The sequence below is a fragment of the Vibrio astriarenae genome (genome assembly GCF_010587385.1).
Taxonomy (GTDB): Bacteria; Pseudomonadota; Gammaproteobacteria; order Enterobacterales; family Vibrionaceae; genus Vibrio; species Vibrio astriarenae.
Window position 1 is genome coordinate 1,240,146 of sequence record NZ_CP047475.1, and the last position, 26,356, is coordinate 1,266,501.

The 26,356-nt window shown below is 44.0% G+C and carries 27 protein-coding genes and 1 pseudogene; 22 read left to right on the forward strand and 6 right to left on the reverse strand.

Annotation, left to right across the window (positions count from 1 at the left end; translation table 11 throughout):
* The first annotated feature begins 32 nt into the window (after positions 1-32).
* The 10 genes and pseudogenes from GT360_RS05935 (at position 33) to GT360_RS05980 (ending at position 7,064) form a co-directional block, all read left to right on the forward strand.
* Complete coding sequence (locus GT360_RS05935) at positions 33-1,409, forward strand: sensor histidine kinase (RefSeq protein ID WP_164647986.1); 1,377 nt, start codon at positions 33-35, stop codon at positions 1,407-1,409.
* A gap of 234 nt (positions 1,410-1,643) precedes the next feature.
* Complete coding sequence (locus tag GT360_RS05940; RefSeq protein ID WP_164647987.1) at positions 1,644-2,003, forward strand: carboxymuconolactone decarboxylase family protein; 360 nt, start codon at positions 1,644-1,646, stop codon at positions 2,001-2,003.
* Complete coding sequence (locus GT360_RS05945) at positions 2,003-2,518, forward strand: VOC family protein (protein ID WP_164647988.1); 516 nt, start codon at positions 2,003-2,005, stop codon at positions 2,516-2,518. The genes GT360_RS05940 and GT360_RS05945 overlap by 1 nt, the downstream gene beginning before the upstream one ends.
* The gene (locus GT360_RS05950) at positions 2,515-2,958 is read left to right on the forward strand and encodes a DMT family transporter (RefSeq protein ID WP_164647989.1); all 444 of its coding nucleotides are present in this window, start codon (positions 2,515-2,517) and stop codon (positions 2,956-2,958) included. The genes GT360_RS05945 and GT360_RS05950 overlap by 4 nt, the downstream gene beginning before the upstream one ends.
* The gene (locus tag GT360_RS05955; RefSeq protein ID WP_164647990.1) at positions 2,955-3,455 is read left to right on the forward strand and encodes a DMT family transporter; all 501 of its coding nucleotides are present in this window, start codon (positions 2,955-2,957) and stop codon (positions 3,453-3,455) included. The genes GT360_RS05950 and GT360_RS05955 overlap by 4 nt, the downstream gene beginning before the upstream one ends.
* Positions 3,445-3,768: a hypothetical protein gene (locus tag GT360_RS05960; RefSeq protein WP_164647991.1), complete on the forward strand. Its 324-nt coding sequence runs from the start codon at positions 3,445-3,447 to the stop codon at positions 3,766-3,768. The genes GT360_RS05955 and GT360_RS05960 overlap by 11 nt, the downstream gene beginning before the upstream one ends.
* Positions 3,769-3,855: 87 nt before the next feature.
* A complete protein-coding gene (locus GT360_RS05965) occupies positions 3,856-4,794 on the forward strand; it encodes a LysR family transcriptional regulator (protein ID WP_164647992.1) in 939 nt (312 codons plus the stop codon).
* Between the two features lie 477 nt (positions 4,795-5,271).
* Positions 5,272-5,376, forward strand: a pseudogene (locus GT360_RS05970) (GTP-binding protein); the annotation flags it as partial.
* A 53-nt stretch (positions 5,377-5,429) separates the two neighbouring features.
* A complete protein-coding gene (locus GT360_RS05975) occupies positions 5,430-6,089 on the forward strand; it encodes a DUF1826 domain-containing protein (RefSeq protein ID WP_164647993.1) in 660 nt (219 codons plus the stop codon).
* 225 nt (positions 6,090-6,314) lie between these two features.
* Positions 6,315-7,064, forward strand: a complete 750-nt coding sequence (locus tag GT360_RS05980) for a sugar nucleotide-binding protein (RefSeq protein ID WP_164647994.1) — start codon at positions 6,315-6,317, stop codon at positions 7,062-7,064.
* Between the two features lie 87 nt (positions 7,065-7,151).
* On the opposite strand, the gene GT360_RS05985 is transcribed toward GT360_RS05980, so the two are convergent.
* Positions 7,152-8,411 (reverse strand): carbohydrate porin, encoded by a 1,260-nt coding sequence (locus GT360_RS05985; protein WP_164647995.1) that lies wholly within the window; start codon positions 8,409-8,411, stop codon positions 7,152-7,154.
* Positions 8,412-8,776: 365 nt separating this feature from the next.
* On the opposite strand from GT360_RS05985, the gene GT360_RS05990 reads away from it, so the two are divergent.
* On the forward strand, positions 8,777-9,136 hold the full coding sequence (locus GT360_RS05990) for a DUF6559 family protein (protein WP_164647996.1): 360 nt from the start codon (positions 8,777-8,779) through the stop codon (positions 9,134-9,136).
* Between the two features lie 175 nt (positions 9,137-9,311).
* Positions 9,312-10,520, forward strand: a complete 1,209-nt coding sequence (locus tag GT360_RS05995; protein WP_164647997.1) for a phosphoribosyltransferase family protein — start codon at positions 9,312-9,314, stop codon at positions 10,518-10,520.
* Positions 10,521-10,565: 45 nt separating this feature from the next.
* On the opposite strand, the gene GT360_RS06000 is transcribed toward GT360_RS05995, so the two are convergent.
* On the reverse strand, positions 10,566-11,510 hold the full coding sequence (locus GT360_RS06000) for an SDR family oxidoreductase (RefSeq protein ID WP_164647998.1): 945 nt from the start codon (positions 11,508-11,510) through the stop codon (positions 10,566-10,568).
* Positions 11,511-11,689: 179 nt separating this feature from the next.
* Between GT360_RS06000 and GT360_RS06005 the strand changes: the two genes are divergently transcribed.
* From GT360_RS06005 to GT360_RS06015, 3 genes are all read left to right on the forward strand, one after another.
* Positions 11,690-12,580, forward strand: coding sequence for an AraC family transcriptional regulator (locus tag GT360_RS06005; RefSeq protein WP_164647999.1), 891 nt, complete (start codon positions 11,690-11,692; stop codon positions 12,578-12,580).
* 103 nt (positions 12,581-12,683) lie between these two features.
* Positions 12,684-13,382, forward strand: a complete 699-nt coding sequence (locus GT360_RS06010; protein WP_204274548.1) for a fibrobacter succinogenes major paralogous domain-containing protein — start codon at positions 12,684-12,686, stop codon at positions 13,380-13,382.
* Between the two features lie 178 nt (positions 13,383-13,560).
* Entirely contained in the window at positions 13,561-13,713 is a 153-nt protein-coding gene (locus GT360_RS06015) for a hypothetical protein (protein ID WP_164648000.1), read from the forward strand.
* 60 nt (positions 13,714-13,773) lie between these two features.
* Here GT360_RS06015 and GT360_RS06020 read toward each other — a convergent pair whose 3' ends face one another.
* The 3 genes from GT360_RS06020 to alr form a co-directional block, all read right to left on the reverse strand.
* On the reverse strand, positions 13,774-14,484 hold the full coding sequence (locus GT360_RS06020; protein ID WP_164648001.1) for an HAD family hydrolase: 711 nt from the start codon (positions 14,482-14,484) through the stop codon (positions 13,774-13,776).
* Between the two features lie 212 nt (positions 14,485-14,696).
* On the reverse strand, positions 14,697-15,485 hold the full coding sequence (locus tag GT360_RS06025) for a nucleotidyltransferase family protein (protein WP_164648002.1): 789 nt from the start codon (positions 15,483-15,485) through the stop codon (positions 14,697-14,699).
* Between the two features lie 156 nt (positions 15,486-15,641).
* Positions 15,642-16,718, reverse strand: coding sequence for an alanine racemase (alr, locus tag GT360_RS06030; RefSeq protein WP_164648003.1), 1,077 nt, complete (start codon positions 16,716-16,718; stop codon positions 15,642-15,644).
* 700 nt (positions 16,719-17,418) lie between these two features.
* On the opposite strand from alr, the gene dgcN reads away from it, so the two are divergent.
* From dgcN to GT360_RS06065, 7 genes are all read left to right on the forward strand, one after another.
* A complete protein-coding gene (gene dgcN, locus GT360_RS06035) occupies positions 17,419-18,423 on the forward strand; it encodes an N-acetyltransferase DgcN (protein ID WP_164648004.1) in 1,005 nt (334 codons plus the stop codon).
* The gene (dgcA, locus tag GT360_RS06040) at positions 18,423-19,397 is read left to right on the forward strand and encodes an N-acetyl-D-Glu racemase DgcA (RefSeq protein WP_164648005.1); all 975 of its coding nucleotides are present in this window, start codon (positions 18,423-18,425) and stop codon (positions 19,395-19,397) included. The genes dgcN and dgcA overlap by 1 nt, the downstream gene beginning before the upstream one ends.
* Complete coding sequence (locus GT360_RS06045; RefSeq protein ID WP_239502597.1) at positions 19,398-20,258, forward strand: D-amino-acid transaminase; 861 nt, start codon at positions 19,398-19,400, stop codon at positions 20,256-20,258. It begins immediately after the preceding gene.
* Between the two features lie 322 nt (positions 20,259-20,580).
* Positions 20,581-20,823, forward strand: coding sequence for a hypothetical protein (locus tag GT360_RS06050; protein WP_164648006.1), 243 nt, complete (start codon positions 20,581-20,583; stop codon positions 20,821-20,823).
* Between the two features lie 261 nt (positions 20,824-21,084).
* Positions 21,085-21,405: a hypothetical protein gene (locus GT360_RS06055; RefSeq protein WP_164648007.1), complete on the forward strand. Its 321-nt coding sequence runs from the start codon at positions 21,085-21,087 to the stop codon at positions 21,403-21,405.
* A 235-nt stretch (positions 21,406-21,640) separates the two neighbouring features.
* A complete protein-coding gene (locus GT360_RS06060) occupies positions 21,641-23,674 on the forward strand; it encodes a methyl-accepting chemotaxis protein (RefSeq protein ID WP_164648008.1) in 2,034 nt (677 codons plus the stop codon).
* Between the two features lie 488 nt (positions 23,675-24,162).
* Complete coding sequence (locus GT360_RS06065; RefSeq protein WP_204274549.1) at positions 24,163-24,879, forward strand: DUF1223 domain-containing protein; 717 nt, start codon at positions 24,163-24,165, stop codon at positions 24,877-24,879.
* A gap of 27 nt (positions 24,880-24,906) precedes the next feature.
* Here the strand turns inward: GT360_RS06065 and yjeH are convergent, their stop codons facing one another.
* On the reverse strand, positions 24,907-26,172 hold the full coding sequence (gene yjeH, locus GT360_RS06070) for an L-methionine/branched-chain amino acid transporter (RefSeq protein ID WP_164648009.1): 1,266 nt from the start codon (positions 26,170-26,172) through the stop codon (positions 24,907-24,909).
* Positions 26,173-26,356 lie beyond the last annotated feature (184 nt).

Sequence of the window (26,356 nt, forward strand, 5' to 3'; positions counted from 1 at the left end):
ACGACCATTAGCAACGAATGTCGGGGTCATAGATGAGATTAATTAATTACCTTGAAACATTCGCCACTCTGCTTATCGCTGTCTGTGTAACATTTTTCTTTGCAGTTTGTACTCAAAATGCGCTCACATCTAAGTTAGAGCATGCCTTTGTTAATCATTCTGAAAATTTAGTAGTGCTAAAAAATCAGGCACTACAGCTGCCGTTTAAGGATGCAACTTATGGCAGATTTTTTGGATCAAGAGTCGACATCGCGCTTTCACAATTGGAAGAATTGAATCGTGCTGCGGATGCAATCGAAAGTACATTTCCTAGTACTTTGTGGCTTGGTGAAAGTAACCAAAATGAGGTCGCAGTCTATTATACAACTGTAGGAGCTTACCTTAAATACCTCTCTAAAATTACTGAAAGTTCTTTATCTAGTGATGAATCGATATCGGCGATTGATGAAGAAACTCTCAGCGCGATTATCAGTGAGGAGGTACACTTTGCGGGTGTTGCCATACATGAGCACCTGATGGGGGCGCTATTCACAACCAATGATGGCGTTGTTTTGTCTCTCGCCTCCATTTTTGCCGCTTTTGTTTTCATTATTATTTTGCACCTGTATCGAAATATAGAGGCTTTGAAAAAGTCACAGAATGAGCTAAAAAAATCATTGGTAAAGGCAGAGCAAGCTAGCCACGCCAAAACCTTGTTTCTTTCTTCCATGACTCACGAGTTTAGAACTCCGATGAACGGGGTGTTGGGTATCGCTGAACTACTAAAAGCGGATGATCGATTGCAGCACGAGCATCAAGAGAACATTGAAATACTTATAAACTCGGGTACTCAGCTTCTCACTCTTCTAGAAGATGTACTGGCGTACTCAAAGATAGAACAAGGCCGAATCAAGCTAGTCGAACATCAGTTTTCATTGTCCACCCTAGTTTTTCCTTTAGAGAGTCTTTTCAAAGAAGAGAGCAGAAACAAGGGGCTCCTTTTTAATGTGTCGAGCAACATCCCAAGTGAGGCTATGTTTGTTGGCGACCAATCTAAAATTCGTAAAATCATCTTCCACTTACTAAGTAACGCAATCAAGTTTACTCATCACGGTTCAGTTGACCTTAACTTAGAGTATGACAAATCTATTGACATGCTGATTATCAAAGTTACTGATACAGGTATTGGGATTGAAGCAAGCGCTCAAGATGCAATCTTCGATGCGTTTGAGCAAGTCGAAAGTAGCTTTACTCGGGAGTTTGATGGCGCTGGGTTGGGACTAGCTATCGTGAACCACTTAACTAGCCTGATGAATGGCGATATAAAGGTTGAGAGTCAGATCGAAAAGGGTTCAAGCTTTACTGTAAGGTTGCGTGTTAGAGAATACCTTCCAGAGGTTGCTTTGGAGGCACAATCCGTTCATCCGTGATGGGCTCTATATTGAGAGCAAACTACTACGGTTCAATCACTGAGTCTATTTCTTGATAGGAAGACTAAGGTACTCTGATCCAATTTGGTCTTAATACCCTCCAACGTCTTATATATTGTATTTGTGCAAATTCTGCATAAGTGCTGTTCCACTTGCCTAGTTTTTCAAAAAACTTCGCTCTCTATAATGCCCTCATTCGCTACGGCGACCAAGATTCAAAATGAGGTGTTAATCATGACAACCAAATATCAAAACGCAGTGCTTGATGATAAAGCGCTGATCGAAGGCCTTAAATCAATCAACCCTTCATGGGGTGATATGACGGTTCGAGTAGCAGGTGAAGCTTGGGGCTTACCTTTAATTGACCAAAAAACAAAAGCACTCATTAGCATTGCGATTGATCAGATGGCGTTGAACGTGACAGGTGAAGGCAATCCGTTTGGTGCTCATGTCGATATGGCATTTAAGCAAGGCGCTACGTACGAAGAACTAGAAGAGCTGATCATCTTTGCTTCTACGTACACAGGCTTCAATAAAGGAACAACGACAATGGGTGCTCTGAATAAAATTCGTCATGAACGAGGAGATATCTAATGGCTATTCCAGGACTTAAAAAACCAGATCACATTGGCTTCACTGTGCCGAATCTTCAAGAGGCGGTTGCGTTCTTTAGAGATCACTTCGAATTTGAACTTGCGTACGAATTTGGTCCATTTGCAGCAGATGATAACTGGATGGCCGATCATCTAAATGTTAACCCGCGTGCGAAGATTGACAAGATTGCAGTGATGAGTGCCAAAGGCATTAACTTAGAGATTTTTGAGTATGCGGACACGGTTGAACGCAACAAAAAAGCACCAAACAATGCGGATATCGGTGGCCATCATTTGGCCTTTTACGTCGATGATATCGATGCTGCAGTAAGCTACCTAAAAGAGCACGGTATTAAGGTACTAGGCAAGCCGTCTGTGATGACAGAAGGCCCAACCGAGGGTGAATCTTGGGTTTACTTTATGGCGCCATGGGGCATGCAACTTGAGCTTGTCTCTTATCCAAACGGTAAAGCATACACTCGTCACTCTACCGTAGCGTTGTTTGATCCACGATGAACATTCTGTACATAGTTTTAGTTGTTGTGGCAGGCATGGGACTTTCTTTCGAGGCAGGGCTTCTTGGGCCGCTCGGTGAGCAAGTTGGCCACCTTTGGGCAACGCTGAGCATTTTTGGTGTCGGCAGCGCGTTACTTTGGATGATTCGTTTGTTCACACCTCAAGGTAAGTTTATGGAGTGGAATACCGTTCCTCGCTGGCAACTGATTGGAGGGTTACTTGGCCCGATCTATGTTGTTGCGTTAACCCTATCAACTCCGGTTTTAGGTGTAGCGATGACCATGATTTGCGTATTGCTAGGACAGGTAACAAAAAGCTTTGCCATCGATTATTTTGGGTGGTTTGGTATGCCGAAGCAAGCGACAAAGCCTCTACGTGTACTTGGGTTGGTGTTTATATTCTTGGCGCTTTGCTTTGTTTTTATAGGGGCTCAGTCATGATCTTCATTATTTTATTGGCAGTCGTCTCTGGTATGGCGCTCAGTGCTCAAGCGGCGATTAATGGCAAGCTCGGCGCCAGAGTTGGCGTGATTGAAAGTGCGCTCTTGACGTTCACAATGGGCACCGTTATCACGGGATTATTGATCTTTTTCTTTGAGCCAAGCTACGATGCTAACTTGCTCACGGTACCCAAATGGCAGCTAGCAGGCGCACTATTTGGCATCGTCTATATGATTGTGATGGTCGCCGCTGTTCCTAAAGTTGGTGTAGCGATTGCAACGGTTGCCACTATTCTAGGCCAGATGGTGATGAGCCTAATCATTGATACTAAGGGATGGCTCGGCAATGCACCAATCGAGCTTAACTACTGGCGTGTCGCGGCTATGGTGTGCATTGCATGTGCGTTGTTGTGTATCTACCTAGCCAACAGCAAAACAGAGTCAATATCAAAAGAGACAGAATCAAAAACTAACGAGGAAGCAGTAAATGTCATCTAAAACACTCATCGTATTTTTCAATCTTAAATCGACGACAGATGAGTTGAAATACCTTCAGTGGGCAAAAGAGTCAGACCTACCGACAGTTAATAAGCTTAGTAGTGTATCTTCATTTGAGGTCCTTAAAGGTGTGAGTATGTTCGGTCAGGATAAACCGTCTCCTTGGGATTACTTTGAGGTGATTCACATCAGCTCTGAAGAGAATTTTTTGAATGATATTCAAGCTGAAGCAATGCAAAAAATCGTGGCTCAGTTTGAGGAGTTCACTGAAGAGGCACAGTTTATTGTTGCTGAGAACATTCTGGCAGCCTAATTATTTAGATAGGGGCAAGCGACGTAAAGCTTGCCTTTTTTCGTGTTTCAATCATAGGCTTAATGGAATTAATTACAGGATGTCGCTTTGAACTACGACGTATCTTTATTAGAAATCAAACTCTTTTTGATGACAACTCAGCTTGGTAACTTCTCTGAAGTGGCTAGGCGTCAAAATATGACACCGTCTTCCGTGTCCCGAAAAATGGCTCAGCTAGAGGATAAAGTGGGTACAAAGTTGCTCCACCGACATACACGTTCATTGTCGCTTACTGATGAAGGTTTAGCGTTTAGCCAATATTGTGCCGAAACGATTGAGCAATATGAGAGAGTGGTGGAGACAGTTGAACAACGGGCTGACACCCCGCGCGGTGCAATCAAGATTAGCGCGCCGGTTGCTTTTGGGCGGTTACATATTGCTCCATACTTGCCTGAATTGTTGGAGCGATACCCGATGCTTAAGGTTGAGTTACAGCAAACCGATGCGTTTGTAGACCCAGCAGCCGATGCGATAGATTTATTGATTCGTATTGGCGTGCCACAAGACTCTTCACTTCGAATGAAGCGATTTACCAAGCAGCGCTACGTATTAGCCGCGAGTTCTGGCTACTTGAAAAAGTACGGTACACCGACGTCTCCTGAAGAATTGAAACAACACAATTGCCTAGTGTTTAAAGGTACAAACGGCTTACAGCGTTGGTTTATGGGCAAAGACCAATTGACACCCTATGAAGTCACCGGAAGCCTCTACAGCAATAACGCGGAAACCCTAGTTTCAGCCGCTGAAAGTGGGGCTGGGCTCATTGTCTTTCCCACATGGTTGATTGGTCAACAGCTAAGAAATGGCAATTTAGTGTCGATGATGGATGACTATCAAATCTCGACAAGTTCAGAGCAACAGTTAATTAGTGCGCTCTATTTAGAAACCGATAATTTGTCGGCAAAAGTTCGCGTTGTCATTGACTTTTTTGCTGAGAAATTTGAAAGCGTCAGAAATAAGGGGCGCTGCTATTGGGATGAGATTTAGTGATAGAAATCGATTGTCATTACTATTGAAATAAACCTATCTCGTGGGCTATTTAACAGCCTTTTTTGTGCTTTCATACATAGAGAGGAAGTCTCCCTCACAGTTATTGTGAAGTAAGAATGTTGCGAGTGTCTCTGGAGATGAGTTCATCAATGCCTCCAGCTCCACATGGCTGTGCTTTTCAATCAGAGAGCAAGTCGCAGTATCTGATTTGTAGTGTTTGCACTGAGCATTACACCTGTTCATATATTCCCTGTCCAAATTAGAAACCACATAAAAGATAGAGTCTTTCCTGTTGTTATGCAACGTGTTGTTTTTGATGGTGTACACCATAACTTATCCGGGATAACCATCTGTTAGGAGGTTTCGACTGGTAGACTCTTGTTAAGAGAAAGTACGTGCTACTCGGAGTTGTCTTTTATATGAGATGCGCCATGTTATAACATAACATTTTAGCGGCGAGTTTAGATTACTTTTATGGAACATTCAGTAAAGACACTGTTACCGGTCACTGTTCTATCAGGATTTTCGGGCGCAGGTAAGACAACGGTCTTACGTCACATATTGGACAATAGGCTGGGTGACACCTATTGGCGAAGCTTAAGTGCTCCTTTCCAGTCTCGGGAGGTGATGTGATGATTGAGGCATTAACGGACGTTACGGAGAAAAAACGACGCGCTGTAGTCGGGGAGTCGCCAACGGTACTGAGTGAAATATACCAGGAAGATGTCAATATTTCAGTTTGGGAGAGAAAGCAGTCACCTGAGCTTCAAAAAGCGATCTCCGATTTCTTACGACTGAACCCTGCCTTCGAAAAGTCCATTACGGTATCTGCAGAGGAAGTAAGAGCAGAGTTGCAAAAAGTCACTGACGGCACAGCACCTGATATATTAATCGACAGCATCGCTGAACTGGTCGATATGTTCTGTTTCCTATTTGAGCTTAAACGCGCAGGAGTGCGTTTAGCAACGCTTGATCGAGCGATGTGTCCGAGGTTTCACGTTGACCGAGTCCCTAGCCGTTTGGTGACGACTTATAAGGGCATTGCGACACAGTGGTTACTCAATAAAGATGTCGATAGGAGCAAATTGGGGCAGGGCAGCAATGGCTTACCCGACGAAGAGTCCGGACTACTTTCGAGTAATCGTTCGATAAATCAACTGAGATGTGGCGACGTAGCTCTGTTAAAGGGAGAAAGTTGGTACAACAATGAAAATATGGGGTTAGTGCACCGTTCACCCCCTGTACCCGATGGTGAGTGTCGGCTGCTACTCACGGTGGACTTTAGTGATTAGGCAAAAAAGTCACAGAGATTCAATGGGCAGGGTTGAGCATAAGCGGAAGTTCCTGCCCTTATCACAAGAGCAATTTGAACTGATTCTGCCAGCAATCTAGGTCGCTCCCCCCAGCTATTCGCGTACAAAGAGTGACTCACGCCAAAAGAATTCAAAAGCGTACCTCAAAACCAATCCTTCATATGGTTTACTCATGACTCTTCAACGTCAGTGGTAGAGTAGTTCATGAAAACAGTGTTAATGACAGGGCTTACTGGAAGCTTAGGGCCCAAAGTTGCCAAGCAATTTGCTATGCGAGGGTGGAGAGTTGTTGAGTGGAATCACCACGAGGTATCCCCAACTGATATTGAACAGTCACAAAAATTTTGGGATTGTCAGCATGTCGATGCTGTTTGCCATATGGCGATGGGCTCTGAAGAGTGGGCGCAATGGCTCGCGCAGCGATGTGCAGAAAAGAGCATTCCTTATTTGTTTATTAGTACCGCGATGGTATTCGATGCAGAAGTGGATGGTCCTTATGGAATATTCCACCAGCGCAACGCGAAAGAGGCATATGGCCAATACAAAATCGCAAGTGAAGATGCTATCTGGGCAGTTAACCCAGATGCGATGATTGCACGCATTGGCTGGCAAGTTCATGATGAAACGACAGGCAACAACATATTGGCGCATTTAGAAGCGCAGCACAAAGAACACGGTGCGATTTCTGCGAGTGCCGATTGGTATCCGGCCACTTCTCATATGGATGATACTGCTGTGGGTTTCTTGCAACTCATAGAGCGTAACGAGCCAGGTTTGTATCATTTGGATAGTAATTCGCAAGATCGTTGGAATTTCTACCAACTGGTATGCACCTTGAAAGCACACTACAAAAAGCCGTGGACGGTGACACCAAGCAACGACTATCAACATGACCAACGACTGCTGGACGAACGCATCGCTCTACCGCCATTGAGTGCAAGGTTTAGTGGGTGATTATCGAGGCTAGAGTCAATTTCTGTCTGGGCGCTTTCCTATATTTGCTCGTATTGAAATTGACTCTACTCCATTTTAACGTGGTTGTTAGATAAACAATCTGGCTCGAACTCCGAACACCCATGCGCTACTTTCGTTCGAAAAGGCAGGGTTATTAATGTATTGAATATCTGGTGTGATCTGCAGGTGATCACCAAACTGCATGTTGTAGTAAAGCTCCGCGGCTACTTGGTTTTCTCCTGCGTTCAAGAAAGTCTGTAGCGTATCTTTGTTGGTCTTAGACCAGTTAATGGCAAACCCTAGGTTATCGGTTGGCTTTCCTAAGCCGAAATAACCAAAGCCAACAGAGACTGAACTATCATATAGCGCCACATCTCCTTCGGAAAAACCGCCTCGAACAAAGGGCATTATTTGTGGTGTGACAAATTGGCTCCATGAGAAGTTAACCCCCTGACCAGACTCGCCCCCAATAACGGTACCATCATCTAATACTGTTGATGATAAACTGTGTCGAGAACCAGCATCCATATGCCAAAGTGTTACATGAAAGTTGTCGGTATAGATTTGCTCTTGTGATGCCGTCCAGCCAAACTCAAGCGTTTTAAAATAGGCGGCATCACTGCTAAAGGCAGTATCAAAACCATCAAAGATATCATCAGACTTACCTTTAGCATCAGCGATGCCACCAATGACGTAGAAGTTTTCCCCTAACATATGACCCGCCGACAATGCCAAGATACCGTCATCAGGCAATCCCATCGCGCCACTGCCCGTAGAGAAAGCTAAGTTGGTAAAGCCAGACCATGGACTTGCGAGTGCATAGACGTCAGCGTAGTTGGTGACATCTTGCCAACCCACAATGAGAGAGCCACGACCGTCATTAAATTTTTGTTTCCAATTCAGATCAGTGACGCGAAAGCCTTGATCGCTGAAAGCAGGGGCGATCATTCCAGCATAGCCGATCTGATCTTCTCCAAGCCATGCGAAGCTTTTGGGGTCGGTGTCGGTATAGCTATGTCTGTGTTCGATTTTCCATACCAAGCTGCCCGTGTTCTTTGTATTGTGCCCCAACAGACTCCATGAGCCGTAGAGCCTTGCAACACCGGAAGCTGCATTAACTGAATCACCATTTACTCCGTTTGGTGATGTTACACCCAGAGAGAAATAGTCAGCACCAAAGGTAAAGCCGTTATCTGCTAACTGAGTTCGCCAGTCTTTCTGTTCTTTTTTTTGCTGTGCAATGGTGTTTTCTACAGAGTCAGGCCCTTCGAAGTTAGTGGCGTTTGCTGAGCTGGCCAGTAAAACGCTGAGTGCAACTAGGCTAAAAGCAGTGGGTTTTACATTCATTGGTAAACGTCTTATTTGATGTTGTATTTGCGTAAAGTGTAGTGTTGTTATTGTTCCAATAATTGCCACTTTGCGACAGGTTTGAATCATTCCCATCCAGCATCAGAGTCATGGTTGCTAAAATTTGAGCGATTGCGTAAAGACTTCTATTAAGTACCATTAACTCTATGAATCTTAGTTGGAATTCTAGAGTGTGTTGCAAAAAATAAAGCAAGTGTGAATAAGAGCGCCTCGATACACTGGGAGTAAAACTTATTCATATATTGAGGTGGAATGGCGCTTAGACAGAAATTTGCGTACAACCCTTTTATTTCACTGTGACAGTCGCTAAATTTGATGAAAGCTCACTCTTCATTAGGTTAATAATGTTTCGATACATTCAAAGACGCCGAATCAAAAAGGTGATCAAATCTTTGTCTCCGATTCTTATCAAAAGCTATGGCAGTCGAGATTACTTCACATTGGGACAAGTGCAGATGAGCTCTGATTCACTTTGTAAACGCCAAAAACAGATTGCACTCGCTTTGTTTGCCGATCCGAAAATTTTAGAATTGGAGAGTAATCCGTCACTGAAATCACTTCGTCATGACATCTCATTCGACTTCTTTCTCGCAAATGAATACAACGCTCGCGACGTGCTTAACTTGCTCGGCAAAGGTGGCTGGAAAGGGGGACGGATGAATGATGATATGTCTCATCGAATGGGTATGCATAGTCGTTACTAGTCGCAAATAATTCACTGGGTTTCATATAAAAATGGTGCCATTTAGCTATGAAATTCACCCAAAAAGTCATTCGGACGAAAACGTTTGCTATTTATATCTGCTTACCCCTTTCAATCTCTCTCCATTTGACTAGAATACCCACAACCCGACACCTTCCCACTGATTGAGGAATGCCATGAGCAGCCAAAACGGACCATCTAACGACGTCGTCATTGTTAGCAACTCTTCCGATAACCCTTTTGCAATCGATGTCGCTTACGCGATGGGGCAGCATGAAGACATTTCAGATGTCATCAGTATGAAGCACTTTATGAATACCGAATTTTGTCCACGTTTCATTTCAGATGAAGACGATATGGATAACATCGGTAACAGCCTCGATGGCAAAACGGTAGTGATTGTCAGTACGGGCAACCTGGTGACGAGCCGCCAAGAATTAGCGATGCACAATTTTATTATTGCACGCGCTGCGAAAGAAAACGGCGCAAGCCGTGTCGTGTTGGTAGAGCCGGACTTGTTCTTCTCTGCACAAGATCGCGGTCCTCGACCAGAGTTAGGGGATACCGACACAGAACGCAATATCGCCGACATTAAGAAATTTGACGGTCAGCCGTTCACCGCGATGCTCTATGCTCAGATGCTAAAACTAGCAGGTGTGGATGATGTGATTACTGTTCACAACCATTCAGTTTCGGTTCAGAAGATGTTTACTGACGTTTTCGGTGGCCGCTTCTATAACCTTATCCCTTACCAGATTTATGCTCACTATCTATTAAACTCAAACATTTTGAGTTATGGGCCAGAAGGCGAAGGTCTAGTGTTATGTGCACCAGACAAGGGAGCCCGCGACTTCGTTAAGCAGATGTACGATACGCTAGGTCTGAACAAGGCGAAGTTCATCATGCTTGATAAAGAGCGTACAGCAGAGCGTAAAGTTGAAATTACGCTGCACAAAGAGAGCCAAGATACATTCGAAGGTCTTGATAACCCAAGCATCGTGTTGTTTGATGATATGGTGCGTACGGGTTCTACTGTTGTGAAATCGTGCCAGTTCCTGCAGCAGCTGAACCCATCGCGTATGGTATTTACGGTGTCGCACTTCTACGCAAGTACTGAAGGTCGAGAGCGCATGTCTCATCCAGCGTTGGGTGAAATTCTCACGCTGAACACCATGCCAACTATTTTGAACCGCGATGAGCAAGGCCGTCTGCGTAAGAAGATGGTGGTGTTGAAGATTGAGAAGTTCTTAGCACAAGAACTATGCCGTATTCTTGAAGTGCCGAAGTGTTCTGAAGATGAGAACCCATACAAAATCGACATGTCATCTAAGAACCCACGTTTTCAGCGTAAAATCTGGTTCTCTGACCAACTGTCAGAACTGTAATCTATAAAGACTAAGAGAGATGCCCTGGGGCATCTCTCTTTTCAATTACAACGACCAATCTAGTCCGGTTTTCTCGAGTGACAGTGCCCAAAGCTTGCTAGCCATCTCTTTATCCAACGCAACGCCGTCTAACTCATTTTCACCAACCGGACCAACAGTGTTAGCACGTTTGGTCGGGCCATACAGTGTCGCAGGCTCGAGACCTTCTTCGGTTGCACACATCACCTCAGGCCACGCGCCACGCTCAGCTGATTGGGCAATAACTCGTGACATCACAGACCACATTATTTTGTTGAAAGTACTCGCGGTATCCATTAGCAAGTTGGTGCGCGACGCGCCGGGATGACATACCTGTACCTCAACATTTTTACCTGCTGCTTTGACGCGACGCTGAAGCTCATAGCCAAACATCATCTGTGCAAGTTTACTCTGAGCATACGAGTCCCACGCCGTGTATTTTTCATCAAAGTTAAGATCTTCAAACTTGATGCGCTTTAAGCCCATTTTGTAGGCATTGCTGCCCACCATCACGATACGACCTTTGGACTCATTAATACGATCGAATACAAGGCCAGATAGTAAGAAGTGACCAAAGTGGTTCACGCCTAGCTGACTCTCAAAACCATCCACAGTGATGTCTTGTTGTGGAACCTGAGCAATTGCGCCATTACAGATTAATGCATCAATCGTTGAGACCGACTTAAGCAACTCTTTAGCAGCAAAGCGAACGGAGTCCATCACACCGAGATCGACCTGAACATAAGTGACATCAATATTGGGATTGAGTGTCTCTTTAAGCGCTTTGATTGCGGCATTAGTTTTGCTCACATTACGGTTCATCATCACAACCTTTGCTCCTTTCGATAGCAAAATACGCGAAGCCTCATAGCCTGCACCGCTGTTAGCACCAGTAATCACGTAAGTCTTACCTTTAAGTGAGCCAATGCGCTCTGGAGTCCAGCCGAGTTTACCTAATTGTTGAGTGGTCATAGTGAAAACCTCTGTTGTGACGTTGAGCGGTTAGCCGCGAGTAGAATTATATTTGCACGCCGCTAATTGCGAGAGTATTGTTGTCTGGAGGTTACTATAACTCTCGTTAGTGAGGGTAAATAGGCCAATTTATCTTTAAAACATGCCTATTTGTGTCAGGGGTGATGAAAGGTGTCTAAGTGATAAAACAAAAGTTAAAGCAACTGGTAGAGAGTCGTTTGATCGAAGATGGCATGGTTGAAACAGGAATCAAAGGCGTGAGCTTATTTAAAGTGACCACCCAGATCCCGTGTGCGCCAGCAGTCTATGAACCCACCGTTATCGTCATTTTGAGTGGCCGAAAAGAAGCGATTCTAGAAGGTGATAAGTTTATATATGACAGTAGTCAGTATATGTGTTGCACGGTCTCACTTCCTGTAGAGGCGGGCACGCCCGAGGCGTCACCTGAAGACCCGCTGCTTGGTGTTTACATCTCACTCGATACCAAAGTGATGACGGAGCTCGCGATAGAAATGGAAAATGCCAATGGCGCTATCAAGCAGCCCAAAGGCAGCACACAGCCACAAGGGCTCAACCTTGCTAGCTGGGATGATGACTTCTCAGGCGCTCTTTTGCGTCTGTTGCAATTAGAGAGTCCCATGGATATTTCTGTGCTTGGTGAAAGTCGCCTGCGCGAGTTTTATTATGCGGTACTTAAAGGTGATGCTGGCATTGCTGCACGACGCGCTTTTGGTGTCGGCAACGAGATAGCGCGCTCGATAGAATACTTGTCGATGAATTTGGGAAAAAACGTCACGATTGATGAGCTAGCTTCAAAAGTAAGTATGAGCCGAGCGGTATTCCATAGAAAATTTAAACAAGCGACCAGAATGTCACCGATACAATTTATGAAAGCGATGCGTCTCAATAGCGCAGCCATGAAAATCGCAGCAGGGAAAAATGTGAGTGAAGCAGCAATGGCAGTAGGGTACGTGAGTTCATCTCAGTTTAGTCGCGAATTTAAGCGTATGTACGGGCAATCACCTAAGCAGTGGAGCCAATCGAAAGAGCGATTGGAAAATGTTGTTTAGTGCCAATTTGATACAAATAGGCATATTTTAGAGAGTATATCGCCTAGAATCATACGCTGATGAGCGCTAAATTTGATGACATAGAAACACAAATGGCACTCACATGAAAACACTGATTCTCTCTTTAGGAGCAAGTATGGCAATCGCAGCGACCCCATCAGCCGACAATTTTAACCATGACTTATACCAATTAGAAGACACTGTTCAAGATGCAGAGGGCAATGTCTATCGCACTGTAACGATAGGCAATCAGACGTGGCTCGCAGAAGGGTTGAGAAGTACCCAGTTTCAAGATGGATCAGACGTTAGATCGGGTGTCATCGTTAAAGATGATGAGGAAAACCTATTAAAATACGGCCGTCTTTACAACTGGCACGACGTAGCTGATGAAAGAAACCTATGCCCAGAGGGCTGGCGAGTTGCAACAGACGCAGATTGGAAAACACTAGAGCGTTATATCGGTATGCCTGAAGAGGAAGTGCATCAAGAAGGTTGGCGCGGTGGTGAGCAAAATCTTGGCCTACAACTCAAAGAAGCTCAAGCCGATGGCCCGTTCAAGAAAGTTGATCAATCACTGGTCAACAAACACAATTTCTTTGCCAGACCCGCAGGTGTAAAATGGAACGGGCTTTACATCACCCAAGGTGCTTATACCGAATTTTGGACGGCTAGCAGCGCGTCAGAAAATAAAGGCATTATCCGCACATTGGCCTATTCATGGTGGAATGCCCACAAAGGCGAGATTCGCCGAGCAACCAGTGAGAAAGACTACATGTTCACAGTCCGTTGCGTGAAAATATAAGACGGCAGGGTGTATAAGTGCCAACATTGAGGCCGACTCTATATCAACTCAATTTGGCACCAAGTGACCTACAGTCAAATAACCATCTGATATTTAATCCCAAATACAACGATTGGTACTGCAACAAAATGCAAACGGTGCCTATCTGGATCTAACGCCTCAAAAAGGGATTAAGAACATGAAGACCATCAAACAAAGTGCACTACTGCTATCTATAGTCGCGATCACTGTTTCAACAACCTTGGTACTAGCACTCGCTTTAACTGATGATGTCGTCATCACCATGACGAAGGGAGACGGGCAGCAAGTTATGTTGGTAGATAATCGGTAAACAGCAAAAGTGTGCATGAGAGGATAGCTCTATGTGCACTTTATGATGCTTCAGTCTAAGTTACGCATATTTTCCAATGATGTGCGCGAGATCTTCGACTCTATAGGCTGTGTAATCTGGCTTGTGGTCCCAAAATTCCGGCTCAGAACGGCTGTAAGCCACTGCTACCGAGATAACTTTTGCTTTTTCGCCAAGTGATTGCTGCAAATTGCGAGCAAATTTTACATCAGCTTCATGATCACCAATATACATGACACATTTGGTATCAATGTGTCCGAAAATTGAATTGATACACTTTACTCCACCAAACGCATCGGGCTTTTGGTTATCACTAGAAACATCGTCGTAGCCCACGATCGCTTTAAAGGTGGATGAAATCTCATTGCTTTCCAATAAGCGACGGATGTTGTTTTGTGAATTTTGCGAGCATATACCATGAGGAAGATGTGAGAACTGATTGATTATGCTTTTGACACCTTCAAACAGCTTTACTGGAGTTGTATTTTTCTCTTGATGTTCTGCCCACATGCCTCCAGCAATCAGCATCTCATCATAGGTTAGCCCATAATAATCAACATAAAGTTCTTGCCAGTTTTTAGCACCATGGTTGGCTTCATGGTAAGAGTCTTCACTGAGTAGATATTTAGGTAAGGACTCTCCGGTGAGGTGTGGTGCAACGATTGATAGGATTGTTTTTGTGATATCAATATTCTTAGGAACTGAGTTCACTAAGGTGCCATCATAGTCCCATAAAATCGCATCAAGTTTCATTGTCACCTCTTAACCGGAAAATAAATTTGAGCACATCAGTTTTGCTACTGAACTTATGCGCGAGCTAGCAGGCCTAAGTATCCCACCAACTTTGCACCGTATGCAACTCAATGAGCTCATAATTCTTGATTGAATCATGAGGGAAGTGATATGCCAATACCAATTTGGCATGGCTGATACATTTACCAGCCATGCTCTAAGCAGCTCTGCTACTAAATCCCTCTAAGATAGGCGATGCTCGTTTGTTTAGCGCGGTCGTTAATCGCTACGCTTTCATTCTCTCTCAGTTCCAGATAAAGCGTAATGCACTGTTCAAGTGCGGAGATGAGTGAGGCTTTTTCTGGTGTAGCGACGGTTTCAACCAGTTTCTTGGCAAATGCAGGTAGCCGCTTCTCTATGGTACGAACGCCGGAAGGGGTTAAACCAGCTTGTTGTAATGCTAAAGGAGCAAGCACTGTCATACGCAAGAAAGAGATAAACTCCAACGTTTCGAAATACTCACCACGAGCAATCTTTGTTGCCGCATAGTGAACCCAAATCCAGAATCGATCTTCGATCCACTGTGCATCAGGTTGAGGGTATTGTGGTTGTTTGGTCTCGAAAACGTCGCTTAAGCATGTGCCTCGTTGCCAAAGAACTTGAGTATCATCAACACGAACTGCGGCGTCAGGAAGAGAGACGAACTTAAAATCAACATGCACGGGCTCATTGCCTCCAAACAAGGAGACAATCAATCTTGGTTCACCGACGTGCTCTCCGGTGAAGGCTGCTACCAAATCTTCGAATTGCCCAAGAATGTCAAAGCGTTGCTCCATGATTTCTAAATGATGCTCAGGGCTCACAGCGATAACAAAGTCTAAGTCGCTATATTGATCCATGGAGTCAGAAGCATAAGAGCCGCTGCACCCAATGCCACAAATACGAGGGTCTTGAGATAACACAGAGACAATATGCTCAAGAACAGCATGATGAGAACTTGGTAGTGATTTTGGAAACTTCATTTTTTACCTTTTACTTGGTTGACGAGTCGCAACTGCTGGTGCGGTAAAATTTACGCAGCATTATAGAATCGCGAAATGTTCGATATAAAGCAATAGACAAAACATGTATTGACTCATATTTTTTCAAAAAGAGACGATGAACCTTCCACTGTTTTCTCAACTAGATACATGTCGATGTACTCGATTAGTGATTTGAATGACTAACTCATAAGGAATGGTATCGGCAGCTTCTGCTACCTTCTCGATGGGCATCTGTTTTCCCCAGATCTCAACTTCATCGCCAACATCATCTTGGCTATCTGTGCCTAAGTCGACCACCACCATGTCCATAGAAACGCGTCCAACAACAGGAACTGTACGTCCGTTGATAAACATAGAGGCATGATTTGACGCTGCACGCGGATAACCATCGCCATAGCCAATAGCGACGATCCCGAGTATCGTGTCTTTTTCTGCAACCCAACTATCGCCATAACCAACAGGGTCTCCTGATTTATGTGACCGAATCGCAATGAGTTGTGATGTTAAGGTCATGGCAGGAATAAGGTCGTGCTCAACGCCTTGATGTTGCGACTGTGGCGCAATTCCGTAAAGTGCAATTCCTGTGCGAGCGCAGTCGAACTCCGATTGGGGCCAAAGTAAGATACCCGCTGAATTGGCGATACTTTTAAGACCAGGTTGATTGCTAATCGACTTTTTGAAGACCTCAATTTGCGAAAGTGTTTTCGCTTGCTCAATATCATCTGCACAGCTGAAGTGGCTGAGGAAATGGACATCACCAGTGACGTTACCACTGCGGGTAAGTCGTGAGACGTAGTCACTGACTTCGTGGGGCTCAACGCCAACTCGATGCATTCCGGTATCGATTTTAAGCCAAGCTTTTACTGTTTGCTTAACGGATAACATTTCTACCTGAGAGAGCTGAGTTTCATTGTGAACGACGGTGTCTAATTCAAACAGCGCAGCTGTTTCTAAATCCTGCTGACAAAAGCAACCTTCCAACAAAATAATAGGCTTTGAGATTCCCGCTTGTCGCAGTTCTAGCGCTTCTTCGATTCGCGCAACCGCAAAGTACTCGGCATTGGGTAGTGCCTTGGCCACATCGACTGCACCATGCCCATAGGCATTGCCTTTCACTACAACAATAAGTTTTTGCTTGCCCGCTTTCTTATTTAACACCTCAAAGTTGTGCTTGATGGCTTTAAGATCGATTGTCGCTTTTGCTGTGATCATGTCTCACTCCTTGATTCATGTTGTTTCTCTCTACAAACATGAAGTTGCAAAAAACGATCCATACAAATGACTATCTATATTCTAAATTTAAAGAGTAATTCACTGTTTTGTTGAACTTGAACTTAATAACTCTGGAAACGCACTGAGTTGTATATTGCATGAATTATATCTCGCAGAATTGTGTTTGTGCAGAATGACTTGCTGAGTAGGTGTAATTGAAGCTTCTCAGTAAAGAGTTGCAGCCCTATTGGTGTTTGGTGGGTTTTTGCACCAACAATGAGCGTCCATTCACCATTATGATGAATAACTTCGTCGAATTTATAGTGCAAGATGTTGGTTTTTGAATGGGTTGTAGAGGAATTTTCTCTACTCATGTCTATTATTTGGCAGCATGACGAAAGGCAATTGTGGAAAAATATCCATTTGAACAAATGTGCTGTATTGGGCGTGAAGAATAATATATTTATCTGCTTGCTGATTTAGTTGAGAGATGTTATCTGGAATCCATGTGAAGTTTAGTCGTTTCTAATTCAGTATTTCAGAATTTTTTTGGTGTTATTTTTAATAAATACAGATGCTTAAGTGAATTTGTGTAGTCTGGTTTTATAAGCGGTTTATTCTCTAATACTTAAAGTTGTCATGGTTTTTGCTTTGTCTTAGTTATCGAAGTCAAAATGGAACTTGGTTAGGAGTACAAAAGATGGAACTTAAAAAACCTTACTTACTATTTCTTGGTGATGCCGCAGACCAACTCGCAGCAAAAGTGGCACAAGGGATCAAAACATGGCGACCGGAATGTTGCGTTGGTCAATATCGTCTAGATGGCTGTAACGCAGATGTTGGTTTAAAGGATATTTCGATCGAAGAGGCATCTGCTGCAGGCGCTAAAACTCTGATTATTGGGGTAGCGAACCGAGGCGGAGTGATTTCTGAAACGTGGTTAAGTGTGTTAATAGAAGCCATTGAAGCCGGAATGGATATCGCCTCTGGTCTGCATAATAAACTCACTGATATTCCTGAGTTAGTCGCATGCGCTGAAAAACATGGACGCTCTCTGTTTGATGTTCGTTACCCTACGCAAAGCTATCCTGTTGCGAATGGCGTTAAACGCTCGGGTAAGCGTTTGTTGACAGTGGGGACTGATTGCTCTGTCGGTAAAATGTACACGTCACTTGCGATTGAGAAAGAGATGTGTGACCAGGGTGTGGATGCCGATTTCAGAGCAACTGGACAGACTGGTATCCTGATTACGGGTGGTGGTGTGAGTGTAGACTGTGTCGTGGCAGACTTTATCGCAGGCGCAATCGAGGCGATTGCGCCAGAAAACAAAGCAGAACATTGGGACGTTATTGAGGGGCAAGGCTCACTGTTTCACGCATCCTTTGCCGGGGTGACAATGGGCTTGATCCACGGTTCTCAGCCAGATGCATTGGTGCTTTGTCACGAGCCAACACGTGAACATATGCGAGGATTACCGGGCTACGCATTACCTGATATTCAAACTTGTATTGAGACTAACCTTCAAGCGGCGCGACTAACCAATCCTGATGTTCAATGTGTCGGCATTTCAGTCAATACCTCAGCCCTCGAAGAGCAGGAGGCAATGAGTTATATGGATTTGCTTGAGACAGAGATAGGCTTACCGGTGGTAGACCCGTTCCGCCAAGGTGTATCACGTATTGTTGAGAAGCTGAAGGAGCTGTAATGAAGTTAACTCTTTCACAAAATGCTTGGCCTATTCGTGGCAGTTTTACTATCTCAAGAGGCAGTAAAACCCATGCTGACACAATCGTAGTGAACCTAGAAAAAGACGGTATGGTTGGACGCGGAGAGTGTGTCCCTTATGCCCGCTATGGTGAATCATTAGACAGTGTCAGGGCAGAGATTGAAGCGATACGTCCCCTCATTGAAGGCGAAGTATCACGACAAACGCTTCAACAACTGCTTCCTGCTGCCGCAGCAAGAAACGCCGTTGACTGTGCATTGTGGGACCTTGAATGTAAACTAGCAGGGAACTCGATTTGGCATAAAGTCGGGATTGAGTCTGGTAGTGTAGAAACGGCTTTTACCATCTCTCTCGATAGCGCAGAAAAGATGGAAGAAGTAGCCAAAGCAAATGCATTCAGGCCGTTACTTAAGGTCAAGCTTGGCGGAGGGGAAGACTTAGAACGTTTACGCGCAGTGAGACGCGGTGCGCCGATGGCAAAAATTATCATTGATGCAAATGAAGCGTGGACAGAAAGTCTTTATAGAAGTTTGATTCCAGAGCTTCTGATGCTCGACATTGCCATGATTGAGCAACCGTTCCCGGCAGATAATGATGCTATTTTGGCTGATTTGCCAAGACCTATTCCAATTTGTGCAGATGAGTCTTGCCATGACCGCCAGAGTTTGGTCAACATTGTCGGCCGCTATGACATGATTAACATCAAGATCGACAAAACGGGTGGTTTGACCGAAGCCTTACTTTTGAAGAAAGAAGCACAAAGACTCGGATTGAAGGTCATGGTTGGATGTATGCTTTCCTCATCTTTAAGCATGGCTCCTGCGTTTGTTTTGGCACAAGGTGTCGATATTGTTGACCTCGATGGGCCACTTCTTTTGGCCGAAGATATCGAGAACGGATTTGATTTTAGGGACAATGAAATGCTCCCGTTTACACGTCAGTTATGGGGATAAATGATGAACAGAACTGTTTATGTTAATGGCTATTACGTCAAAGAAGATCAAGCAAAGGTATCAATTTTTGATCGGGGATTTCTCTTTGCTGACGCTGTTTACGAAGTGACCGCAGTTTTAGAGGGTAAGCTTATCGACAATGCGGGTCACGTTGCGCGTTTAGAACGTTCGTGCAAAGAACTGGGTATCAAAATGCCAGTGACAGCGGAAGAGCTAACTAAGATTCAAAAACATCTGATTAAGATTAACAATCTTACAGAGGGTGGGGTATATCTACAGCTCACGCGGGGCAGTGAAGGGGACAGAGATTTCGCTTACAGTGAGGATATACAACCGACTTTGGTGATGTTTACTCAGCAGCGAGATTTGATAAATAGCGCGCCAGCACAAAAAGGTATTAAGGTTTTGTCAATGGATGATATTCGTTGGCGTCGTCGAGATATCAAAACCACCAGCCTGTTGCCAGCATGTCTTGCAAAACACATTGCTCACCAAGCGGGCTGCGATGATGTATGGCTGATTGAAGACGGCTATGTCACGGAAGGTGGCTCGAGCAATGCGTATATCGTGACGAACGACAATAAGATTGTTACGCGACCGCTAAGCAATGACATTTTGCACGGAATCACTCGTTCATCGCTTTTACAGCTTGCGAGAGATTGCAATCTTGAGATTGAAGAGAGACCGTTTACTATTGACGAAGCGTATCAAGCAAAAGAAGCTTTTGTGAGTTCAGCCACCACATTCATTTGGCCAGTAGTGAGCATTGATGGTCATTCCATTGGTTGTGGCCAGCCTGGTGAGGTAGCGAGTAAGTTGCGTGATATTTACATCAAGACAGCAATTGAGCTTGGCGAATAAATTTGATGGGGAGGAGTATCAGATTGATTCTGCTCCCTTTAATTTACTCAAGTTTGCTTGATTTGTTTTAACAGGATTAACCTAAAGCTATTGAAGCCCCCACATACTTCCCACATTGTTAATTTGCACGACCCCCTGATGTGTTTGCCCTGACTCATTGCCTTCACCCTCATAGATAAGCAGGGCTAGATATTTATGTGCCCCTGATATTTAACCTACCTAAGCGTTATTTATAACTGTCGCAAAATGGCAATTCTTACCTGTCCCAAATATCCATAATGCACCTGTACCAACCAAACAACGAAACACAGGAAACGAAATTATGAAGAAGTTAACTATCACCCTTGCTCTAGGTCTTTCACTAGGCTCTGTATCAACCTTTGCTGCTGAAGATGTACGTACAATTGGCCATGAATGTCTTCAACACTCATTCACACATGAAGCTTCTGAGTGCATGGAGAAGGCACATGAGAAGTTTAATAACCAAAAGATTGAACAGATCGGTGACAACCTAGACAAGATAGAAGCCGACCTAACAGAAATCCAAGATGGATACACAAACTAGAGCTCGAATCGAAAGTGTGCTCGTGCCTTTATATCTTAGCGCACACGCAACACTTCAAAACACAAAGAAATAAGTAAACCTAGATAGCATACCTACTTACTGTGCTATTTCGCAGAAAATCTGGGTTTACAAAACAGCGCTGAATTATCAATTCGCCCCTGAGCCAGGATGTCTTAGTTAAACCACAGGCGATGACAAGTTTGTCACATTCGTTGGTATTTCGAAGCAGTCAAATATTTGCAAAAATGGGAAACGAAACAAATGAAAAAACTACTACTCGTTACAGCTATCATCATCGGTTCAATCGGCACGGCTCAGGCAGACGTATTCAGTGAAGCCGTTAAAACTGGTGCAAATGCGGGCGCGGCAGAATATTGTCTCGATCGTCATGCTGGCGACAATAAGTCCAAGTGGCGTCTATTGAAGGTCAAGACGACAAAAGCCTATGGTGACCTCAATAAAGAAGAACGCACAAAAGCCCTAATCGCACGCAAGGCCGCTGAAGACGGTGAATATTTGGGTGATAAGCTTGACGGTAAGCGCTGTAACTCGCTGCGCAAGATGATGTATGTCAAATATTAACGAATAATTAGGCGCCAGAAATACCCCACTGTTTGTCAAATGATAACAGTGGGGTAGCGCCGTTGTTAATCCATATTACTTATATGTTTTAAATATCTTTGGAATAACGAATAATTCCATGCTGTGGGAATTGTGTTCTGAAATTTGATTTGTCGAATTTTGTCACATTATAAAAGCAAATTAACCGATAGTTTACTGTCATTAATTGGTTTTTGTAGGCGTTTTAGGTGACCAAATGAGCATTTCAGGCAGTAAAGTCAGTACCCGAATTTTCATTCTAGCTCTTATCTCCACGTTATTAGTTATCTTTATTGTTGCAACTAATGCTTTGTCTGCTGTTGAGAAGCAAAGACAAGCGGACAACCTGTACTCTGTTTTGGAACTCGCGGATAAAACAGGCAACTTAATCAGGTTACTACAAGATGAACGTGACTACACAATTGCGGTTATTGCGTTTCCTGACTATCGATTAAATAACGGGAGTTCGTATACAGAGCGCCTGGCTAGCCAAAGGAGGGCGGTTGATAAAGAGATTGCCAATTACAAAGGTTACTTACAGGAGGCACTCGAGACAACCTTAGCTCACCCCGATTACTATGCACAAGCACAACGCTTTGCTGCTTCATTGTCTTTTCTAAAACCTTCTAGGAAACAGATAAATGAGGGAAAGTTGAAAGACGAGCAAGGTAATTGGATAGCGAACAACTATGCAGATTCGATTTTGCTGGGTATTGAGGCGATAAATCGCTTAGTGAAGGTTTCTTCATTTAGCCCCGAGCTTAATATGTTGGCCACAACCTATGCGACTTTAATTCAACTCGACAATGCCTACTCTTTTGAACGCTCGATGAAGTTGAGAATGTTTCGCTTTGGAAAAGTCGACCATACATCACACGGCAATAACAAAGCTGACTGGCGAGCGTTGCAGGATCTCCTATTACGATTCAAGACTTACGCTCCGGAACAAGTCATCACTTTTTTTGATGAGCAGCATGTCAATACTCAGCAATATCAATCCATCCATGAACTGCGTTTTAAGTTGTTGAATATGGGAGGGGATACGATAGAGAAAACACCACACACCTGGTTTACTGACTCTACTGATAATATTAATAACCTCAGGACAGTCACTCAGTATGTTTCACAACAGCTGCTTTTATTATCGGAATCTGAAAAGAGAATGGCACAAGAAGCATTAATTTTTAGTGTTATTTTTGGTGCCGCTGTGTTGCTAGTAGTTATATTATTATCACTCATTATCATCCGCTCCATTACCCAGTCTTTGTCTTATCTCAATAAAGAGTTTTCGGATATAGCGCTCCATAAGCGAGTAGACAAAAGTATTCCACTAAAAGGGCCTAAAGAACTTACAGAAGTGACTTCTGCATTCAACGACATTATCAGAACGTTCAACGGTACATTGATGAGCTTTAAGCGTGCGGTTGATTCGAACAGTGTCTTGATTGACAATTCTGCGCAGTCAATGAAACAAAGTCTCGATGGTATAAGTCGACAAAACGAATCCGCTATCGCCTTAACGACTTCTATCGATGATATGACAAAGGCAGGTGCAGAGGTCGCCAAAGTGACCAATGAAACCGCTAAGTCCATTCAGCTTGTCTACGTTAAATCTCTAGATAGTGAAAAGCTGATGAAGACAAGCCAACAAACAATGAATGTACTGTTAGACACAATAAATAGTACACACAAACAAGTCGTCGACTTAGAGAAAGACACAGCCCAAATCGCAGACATTCTGCAGGTAATTAATGGTATTGCTGAACAGACAAACTTATTGGCGCTTAATGCAGCGATCGAATCAGCTCGAGCTGGAGTACATGGAAGAAGCTTTTCCGTGGTTGCAGATGAAGTACGAGCCTTAGCTGGCATGACTCGAAAAGCGACTACACAAATTGAAGACCGAATTTTAAGGTTGCAGTCAACGTCTAAGAATGCGGTTTCTCATCTTACCGAGCTGCAAGCGCATAGTTCTCAAGTTGAAGAAGTTATTATAGAGGGTGTAAATACGTTTGGTCACTTTAGTACAGAAATGGACACTGTTTCTGCTATGTCACAGCAAATCGCTGCAGCGACCGAAGAGCAGGCAGTCACGATGAATGAAATAACAAAACAAGTACATTTAATTAAAGATGAAGCGGATTTAATGAGTCAATCGACAAAAAATACGGTGAATGTTGGCGAGCAATTGAAGGAGTCTGGAGTGAAATTGACAGAGTTTATTGATGAATTTAAGTTAAGTCGAAGCTAAACCATAGTTGGTTATTCGCTTTTTAAAATTAACTTTGTTGGATAAAACTTGATACAGATGGCTAGTAGAAAGAGCAAGATGTGTAAAATGGATTAGTAACTATATTTAATTAAGGGGTATGAGATGAAAGGAATCTTACAGTTGGCGGTAATGGTCATCGTACTACTGATAGTTGGAGGTGTTAATTTTAGCCACTATTTATATTATGACTACGGAAACAAATGCTATACCAAAGAGTCTGCTGCATGGGATGCGTGCAATAGTAAGTATAATGGCAAGTGTTACTTTCTAGGCAGAAACTATAATCTGTGCCTTGATAACCATTCTGAATCATACGCTGGGATAGTTGAAGGTTTCGTCAGACGTTTTTTATAGTTTCGTAGGTGTGCTTTCAGCAAATATTGATAATTAAGTCATCGGTTGTCGTTTTTGAAATGATCTCAATATTACCCGGGTCTAGTAAATAAACCTTTGGGAGAAAATGAACGATGATAACAAGAAACCGTCTGGTCATAGCCATCGCGACAACGTTTATGTGCGGAGTGGTCGCTGCTGAAGATCAAACCTGGACTCATCAAGGACAGCCAGCTCAAATAGTTGAACTCTTTACTTCTGAGGGCTGCTCAAGCTGTCCTCCTGCTGACAAATTTCTAAGTCAGTTTCAATCACATTCCCGTTTATGGCGTGACGTTATCCCGATGGCTTTTCATGTCGACTATTGGGACCGATTGGGCTGGAAAGATGAGTATGCCAGCCCTTCATACAGTCAACGTCAACGCTTATATCACTCTTACGGAGCAGTTCAATCCGTATACACCCCAGGCTTTGTGGTGGATGGTGGTGAGTGGTGGGGCTTTTTCTATCGCAAAGACCTGCCACATCGTGAGAGTGAGGCAGCGCCAAGCCTGACCCTAATAAAGCAAGGCAATGACTTTTCCCTAAAATTTGAGCAATCTGGGCGCTACACAGCTCACTTAGTGGTTTTAGCCATGGACGAAGCAACCAAGGTCAAAGCGGGTGAAAATCAGGGGCGTTATTTAGAGCATGATTTTGTGGTGTTAGATAAGCGTCAGATTACTGGTGAGCAAGACTGGCAATTTGACAACGTTGAATTAGATGCAAGGGCTGATGCTGTTGCGGTGTGGTTGACGCAAGGGGTTGATGGTCAACCCGTTCAGACCGTCGCCGGGCTTTTGCAGCGCTGACCTGCTCGAAGCCCGTTCGTTTATGCATCAGTCGCGACTCTCAAGCGACAATCGACGCTGCTTTTTACTTAGATGAAACATGATAAATAGGACACCCAACATGCTGGTTGCGATTAAGCCTGAACTTCCAGTATTGAATAGTATTGCTAGACAAAATAAGCTCGCTAATCCTGCTGCTATCCGTGACAAACCTTTTAATAGACAAAGACCAGATACGCTCGCTGCCAAATAGATGAGGACGAACATTGCATTAGCAAGGCTCAGAAGCACCTCAAAAGAGAGATCCAACCGGTCACGCAGGATAAGGACAACGGCGATACTCATTGAAATAAGTAACAACGAGACAACAGCCGTGCCTGAAGCACTTTTCTTACGAAATAGATGTTGGTCACCATGAGCCTCATAGAGGCTATATAGCATTCGCACAAAGCTCATCACGTAGAGGTTCACCGCGGAGAAACAACCGAGGAAACCGAGAAGTGCGACGAGTTTTTGGCCCAAAGGTCCGAGTCCTATTTCTGCAAGATAGGTAACAGAATTAAGATTGCTTGCTTCATCGCCATAGGCATTGTGCGTGACTACAGCGTAGCTGACGCAAATGTACAGACAAGCGGCCGCACCTACACCCAGTGCGACAGCTTTTGGAAAGTCTTTATTTGGATTCTTAAACTCGTTAGCGACATGGCATATGGCTTCGATGCCCACAAAAGACCAAAACATGATGGCGATTGAAGCGCCAAGCTGTGTAATAGTAAAAGGACGGCTCTCTACGACATCCAGCGTTGGCGTCGCTTGAGTAAGGCTGAGCAGTGTCACCAAAAGAATGGTGATGATAAGGCTCCAAGAAACAAGGCTTTGAAAACGAGCAGAGGTTTTTAAGCGGGCAAAATTCATTACCGTGATTAAGAGCAAAATGACCAGCTCTAGAGATAACAGCGAGATCTCAGGGCGACCAATAAGTTGGCTTAGATAACTTGCTCCGGTAATGAATACGACGGGTGGTCCAATTGGAGCGATAGCAAGATATAGCCAAGCAACGGATTTCGATGCAGCAAGACCAAAGGCATGGCGAACATAATGCGCAGTGCCGCCTTCATGCGGATATTCCCGTCCTAGACCAGTGAAAGTGATGACGATAGGAACCATCACGAGGATGATCAACACCCAGCCAAGCAATGAATAGATGCCTGCTTCGGTTGCAGCTAACGCTGGAATAATAAGGATACTCGACCCTAACAGTGCAGAGAGAAGTAGATTAGCACCTTGAAATATGCTGAGCTTAGCGTTGGTCATAAGTTACGTACACCCTGTCACTTCCTGTTGACTGTATTCCGCGAGCTTAACAAGGGTGTGATTGAAAATCGAACAAAACCAGATAAAACAGTGCCTTATTCCGTACTCCTTTCCCAATCTAGCATAAGTTTCTAAAAGGAAAGGAGACCAATCTCCAGCATAAGACCCACGCAATTGAAACAAC